This is a genomic window from Thiohalocapsa sp. (assembly GCF_019695415.1).
In the GTDB taxonomy this organism is placed as follows: Bacteria; Pseudomonadota; Gammaproteobacteria; order Chromatiales; family Chromatiaceae; genus Thiohalocapsa.
Window position 1 is genome coordinate 1 of sequence record NZ_JAIFKJ010000538.1, and the last position, 5931, is coordinate 5931.

A 5931-nucleotide genomic window follows, 5' to 3' on the forward strand; every position below is an offset into this window, starting at 1 on the left:
TGGGGCGGCCGCGCGGCGGCCTGGGCCCGCCCCCTGGCGGCCCGGGCGGGGGGGCGTGGGGCGGGGGCCGGGGGCGGCACCGCCCGGTTCTGGACCATCCAGGCTGGTGGCAGCTGCGCGAAGTCGGTACAGGTCGCAGCCCAGCGATCGCGGGGTACGGCGGCTTGGGGGAGCCTGTCAGGGGATTTCTTGGGTGCACTGTCCGGTGTCATGGTCGTGGTGCCCCGTGTTTGTCGGCGTCACTCGGCGCCTGCCCGTTCTGCTGCGTCTGCCAGCAATGCGCGGACCTCGGCATCACTGGTTTGCGGGAATGCCGCGTACCAGCGCCCGACACCCCAGAAGGGCTCAGGTGCCGCCAGGCACACCAAGTCGTCCACCGTGGGCTCGATGAGGTCCAGCGCGTCGGCGCTGGCCACAGGCACAGCCACCACCAGCAGGCCCGGTCTCTGCGTGCGCGCCGCGGACACCGCCGCACGCATGGTGGCACCGGTGGCGAGACCGTCGTCAATGAGGATGACACAGCTGCCCTGGATGCGCGGGGGCGGCCGCTCACCGCGGTAGGCCCGGGTGCGGCGGGCGAGCTCCCGTCCCTCGACATCGGCGACTCGGTCGATGGTGTGCTCACTGATCCCGAGCGCGCTCACGATGTCGGGGTTCAGCACCTGAACACCGCCGGTGGCGATGGCGCCCATGGCCAACTCTGGCTGTCCGGGCACGCCGAGCTTGCGCACCAGCATCAGGTCCAGCGGTGCGTCCAGCTCCGCGGCCACCTCCGCCGCCACCGGCACCCCGCCCCGCGGCAGTGCCAGCACCAGCACATCGTCGCGACCGCGATACTCGTGCAGGGCGCTGGCGAGCAGGCGTCCGGCCTCGGTGCGATCGCTGAAGGGGAGTTGCACGGCGCTCACGGTAGGTCCTCCGGTGTCGGCATCGTCGATGGCTGCAGTCGCAGGTGGGCGTGGAAGAAGTCCCGGGCCAGGGCTGCCACCAGCTCGAGCTTGCCGGGCTCCTCGAACAGGTGGCTGGCACCAGGTACGACCTCGATGGCGGGCGGCGTCGGCATCCGCGACGCCGCCTCACGGTTCAAGTCCAGTACCATCTGATCCAGCCCGCCAACGATGAAGAGGGTCGGCTGCCGCACCTCCTCCAGCATGTCCGCGGCCAGGTCCGGGCGGCCGCCGCGGGAGACCACTGCGCGCACCTCGCGGGGACGCAGCGCCGCCGCGCCCAGGGCTGCCGCGGCGCCGGTGCTGGCGCCGAAAACGCCAATGGCGAGCGACGCGGTGCGCGGGTTTCGGGCCGCCCAGTCAATCGCGTACACCAGCCGACGGATGAGTAGCGGGATGTCGAAGCGGTACTCGGCGGTGCGCTGATCGCGCTGGTGCTCGGCTGGTGTCAGCAGGTCGAAGAGCAGGGTGCCGAGACCGCCGCGATTCAACGTCTGTGCCACTGCGCGGTTGCGTCGGCTGAAGCGGCTGCTGCCGCTGCCGTGGGCGAACAGCACGAGTCCGCCGCAGGCCTCCGGCAGCTCCAGGAAGCCGGGCAGGTCTCCTGCCTCGGTGGGGACCCGGACCTCTTCTGTCTGTTGCATAGGCATCATGACCACGGTGACCTCCAGCGTTGAGGGCGTTGGCGCACGCCGCGGCATCCGGCTGCACTCGTCCCAGATGGCGCCGCCCAACCGAGCGCCAGAGCCCTGCGCCCAGGCGCGGCTCGCAGCCGGCCCGAGCCTTCCGGCGTCGGTACAACGGCGTATCGCACTGCCATCTCTCTTAAAGTTTGGTCGCTGGCGCACCGGGCTGGGGTGCGTCCACCGGCTTTCCGCTGCCGCTCGGAAGATGCAGCGCGCCTGTTCGCATCGGCTCGGCATGGGGTGGGCGCGGGCGGCCGATCTCTTGCCTAGGGAGATGCTGATTTATTGGGCGTCCTGCCCCGCGCGGGAAGCGCCAATAAATCGGCGCTTCCCTAGCTTGCTGCCTCAGCGTGGGTCTGTCTCCGCGGCCGTCAGTGCCCGCAGCAGCTCACCGACGGCATCCGGGTCCGAAAGCCGCCAGGCGGCGGCGCTTGCCTGCTCTCCGTCGGCCACCAGTAGGCCGATGCCGCCGCGGCCTGCCAGGGCGCGGAAGGCGTCCTCGTCGGTTTCGTCGTCGCCGATGTAAATGGGCAGCACGTCCGGTCCGTCGAGGCCGAGCTCGCCGATCAGCCAGGTGACCGCGCGGCCTTTGTCCCAGTCGATGTCGGGCCGAAGCTCGTAGATCTTCTTGCCACCGGTGCGGCGCAGCCGCGTTGAGCGCTCGGCCACCGCAGCGACGGCATCCTCCACTTGCGACGCCAGCTCGGTCGCGACGCGGCGATAGTGTACGGCCACGGCGAAGCGCTTGCGCTCCACCTGCGCGCCGGGAATATGCGCGAGGCGAGCCTGGAGCGTCTCGGCCGCCTGAGCGAGGTCGTCCAGGGCGTCGACGCCGTCCGGCTGCTCCAGGGCGATGTCCGGGCCGCGGATATCGAAGCCGTGGCTGCCGGCGTAGGTGATCTCCGGCAGGTCCACCAGCGCCTGGACGTCGTCCAAGTCGCGCCCACTGATGATGGCCAGGGGCATGGCTTCGGCCGCAGCGCGCAGCGCGGCGCGCATGTCGGGCGACAGCAGGGCGTCCTCCGGGCGCTCGACAATGGGCGTGAGTGTGCCGTCGTAGTCCAGGAAGAGCGCCGGGCGGCGATCGGCCAGGCGGCGCAGCAGAGGCCCGGGGTCATCCAGCAACGGCGGCGGCTCTATCGCGTCGGCCGTGACCGTCACGGCACAGAGGTCCGCCACCACGCGGTCTGCCCCTGCATCGGCGAGCGCGTCGGCCTGGCCGCTGCGGTCCACGCCCACCACCAGGCCGAAGTTGCCCCGCCGGCCGGCGCGCACGCCGGCCACGGCATCCTCCAGCACCGCCGTGCGTGCGGGATCGCAATGCAGCCTGGCAGCGGCCTCGAGAAAGGTGTCCGGGTCCGGCTTGCCGGCGAGCTCCAGGCGTGCCGCTTCGACGCCGTCCACGCGGGCGTTAAAAAGATCCGCAAGGCCGGCCTCTTTCAGGATCAGGTCGCAGTTCTTGCTGGCGGTGACAACGGCGGTGCGAAAGCCAGCCTCCCGCAGCCGGTGCAGCAGGTCCACGGCGCAGTCGTAGCGCTCGACCCCGCGCTCGCCGAGCGCCTGCCGAAACCGTTCATTCTTGCGGTTGCCGAGGCCCCACAGGGTCTCGCGCTCCGGCGGGTCGTTCGGGTTGCCCTCCGGCAGGTCGACGCCGCGGGCGGCGAGGAAGTGCTTGACGCCTTTCACTCTCGGCCTGCCGTCGACATAGCGACGGTAGTCGCGCTGCTCATCGAACGGACTGTGATCTTCCCCCTCATGCGGCGGGCGCTCCCTGAGGTAAGCATCGAACATGGCCTTCCACGCAGCCGCGTGCACCCGGGCCGTGCGTGTCACGACGCCGTCCAGGTCGAAGAGCACGGCATCCAGGCGGGTGCGGGAGAAGGTGACTGGCGCGGTCTCGGGCATGGTGTTGGCTCAGCGCTTGATGAAGACTCGCAGGCTCCGCGGCGGCACCTGGATGTCGTTGCGGTTGGCCAGGCTCTCGGGCGGTGTCTCGGCGTCGGTGTCGATGGCGGGTGTGATCTCGCGGATGTCCACCGGGGCGCAGCCAAGGGTATCCGAGAGCTGCTGAACGCCGTGGTTGTGCGTATGGTGCGGGTCGGGGTTGATCAGAGCGAGGCTGCGTTGCGGCCCTTGGGTGGAGCGTCGCAGGAGGCCCACCAGGGGTGCGTTGGGGTCGGTGACCCGCTCCTGCGGACCTTCTTCGCAGAGCACGGGTGTCGCGGCCTTCATGGCGTTGACGCGGGCAATGTAGGCACTGATGTCGAACGGGGACTCTGCCAGTCCCTGCTCCCAATCCTCCGGCGTCGTTTCCACCACATGCAGCGGCCGGCGAAAGCCGAATTCGTAGCCGATGGGCAGCATCACGCCCGCCGAGAACACAGCCGCGAACAGATACCGAAAGCGCGACTCCTGCACGCTGCCGCCGCTCTCGGCCGCGAGGCGCTCGGTGTCGTGGCTCTCCGGGAAGGCGATGGACGGCGCCAGGTCACGGAAGCGTTGGTACTGCTCCAGCAGCCACCCCGCGCGGAAGTCCCACCACTTGGAGCTGTTGAATAGGAAGTCGAAGCCCGCGCCGCGCAGCTGCTCGACAGCCTCTTCAGGGGCGCCCAGGGTCTCGGCGAAGAAGCTGGCCGCGGGGTCGCGCTTGCGGGCGGTGGCGATGAGTCGGCGCCAGACGCTGCCCGGCAGCTTATAGGCAGCATCGCAGCGGAAGCCGCCGAAGCCGAGATCGAGATAGCCGCCGATCAGGTCCTCCCAATATCGCAGCATCGCCTCCCGGGCCGGGCGCTCGCTGTAGTCCAGCTCGGCGAGGTCCTCCCAGACCGTGATCTGATCCGGATTGTCGAGGTCCCGCACGAATGGTGAGCGCACATGCCCGTCCGCGTCGCGCGCGAACCACTCCGGGTGGGTGTCCACCAGCACGCTGTCCTTGGCGCTGTGGTTGATGACCAGGTCCAGCATGACGCGGATGCCGGCCTTCCGGGCGGCGGCGCAGAAGTCGCGCAGCAGGGCGTCGTCGCTCTGCCTGCGCTGCCCTTGGTGCTGCGGGCGCAGCTTCGGATTCAGACGGCTCGGGTCCTTGATGGAGTACAGGCTGCCGGAGACCCCCGGCAGATGCACCGGGTTCAGGAAGATCCAGTCGAAGCCCATCTCGGCGATCGCCGGCAGGCGCTGGTGCCAATTCGGCACCGGGCCGAGCAGGGTGGGGAAGAGGTTGTAGATGCGCGGGCCGACAGGGGCCCGGTGTTCGGCTGTGGTCATACTGGCGGTCGCTTTCGGCTGTGACGCATTCGCGGGGGCGGGTGCAGGCAGACATCCGGTGCGCCTCGACGCCGTCACTGTGGGCCGAGCCGCCCCTGGAGGGCCAGTGCATTCTGCACTGCATAGCCGGCCTCGTCGTTGTCGAAATAGCAGTAGACGTCCAGGCCCTGTCCGAGCCAGTCCCGGATGCGCCGCGCCCAGGCGTCGAGCGCGGGGTCCTCGTAGCGCCCCTGGTAGGCCCCGTCTGGGCCGTGCAGGCGGATATAGACGAAGTCCGCTGTCACTTTGGGCTCAGTGGTGAACCCGTCCAGCTCGTAGATGCAGAACGCGGCGTTGTGCTGCTTCAAAATCTCCAGGGTCGTGTCCGTGAGCCAGCTTTGGTCCCGCAGCTCGAAGACCCAGCGCCTGGTGTCGTCGAGTCGATCGAGCCGGTCCAGGAACGCCGCCAGCCGCTCGCTGTTCTGGTGCCAGCGCGGCGGCAGTTGGAAGAGTACCGGGCCGAGCTTGGGGCCGAGCGTGGACATGCGCTCAAGATAGGTCGGCACCGTGTCTGCCGGGTCCTTGAGCTTCTTCATGTGGGTGATATAGCGGCTTGCCTTGGCGGCGAAGACGAAGTCCTCCGGCACGGCCTCGCGCCAGTGCGCCAGGGCCTCCTGAGAGGGCAGCTGGTAGAAGGTGTTGTTGATCTCGGCAGTTGCGAGCCGGCCGGCGTAGTGCGCCAGGCGCTGGTCCGAGGGCAGGCCCTCGGGGTAGAAGGGCCCGACCCAGTGATCGTAGGACCAACCAGAGGTACCGACGTAGTGGGCCGGCATGGCGTACCCGCCGTGCCTCAAGCGTCTTCGTCTGCGCGGCGCAGCAGCGCCACCGGGAAGCGCCGCAGCAGCTCGCCGGCGCGCAGCACCCGCTCACCGCAGTGGCGCCCGGCTTGCAGGGTGGCTCCGGCGAGCTGATCCAGCCAGGACGCAGCCGGTGCACCAATGAGGGGCAGGGCCCAGCCCGGGCACGAGGACCGGGTCCTATGCACACCACCCCAA

At 69.7% G+C, this 5931-nt stretch carries 6 protein-coding genes; all 6 read right to left on the reverse strand.

Translation table 11 applies throughout. The features are described from left to right. Positions 1 to 239 precede the first annotated feature (239 nt). Entirely contained in the window at positions 240 to 908 is a 669-nt protein-coding gene (locus I6U14_RS14885; RefSeq protein WP_296900304.1) for a phosphoribosyltransferase, read from the reverse strand. Further along, positions 905 to 1597, reverse strand: a complete 693-nt coding sequence (locus I6U14_RS14890; RefSeq protein WP_296900310.1) for a dienelactone hydrolase family protein — start codon at positions 1595 to 1597, stop codon at positions 905 to 907. The genes I6U14_RS14885 and I6U14_RS14890 overlap by 4 nt, the downstream gene beginning before the upstream one ends. 381 nt (positions 1598 to 1978) lie before the next feature. Then, positions 1979 to 3538: a trehalose-phosphatase gene (gene otsB, locus I6U14_RS14895; protein WP_296900305.1), complete on the reverse strand. Its 1560-nt coding sequence runs from the start codon at positions 3536 to 3538 to the stop codon at positions 1979 to 1981. Positions 3539 to 3547: 9 nt separating this feature from the next. After that, the gene (locus tag I6U14_RS14900; RefSeq protein WP_296900306.1) at positions 3548 to 4897 is read right to left on the reverse strand and encodes an alpha-amylase family glycosyl hydrolase; all 1350 of its coding nucleotides are present in this window, start codon (positions 4895 to 4897) and stop codon (positions 3548 to 3550) included. A gap of 74 nt (positions 4898 to 4971) precedes the next feature. Continuing rightward, positions 4972 to 5709 carry a DUF72 domain-containing protein gene (locus I6U14_RS14905; RefSeq protein ID WP_296900307.1) on the reverse strand — a complete coding sequence of 246 codons (738 nt, stop codon included), beginning with the start codon at positions 5707 to 5709 and terminating at the stop codon, positions 4972 to 4974. 17 nt (positions 5710 to 5726) lie between these two features. Continuing rightward, on the reverse strand, positions 5727 to 5931 hold a 205-nt coding region (locus I6U14_RS14910; protein ID WP_296900308.1), incomplete at its 5' end, for a hypothetical protein.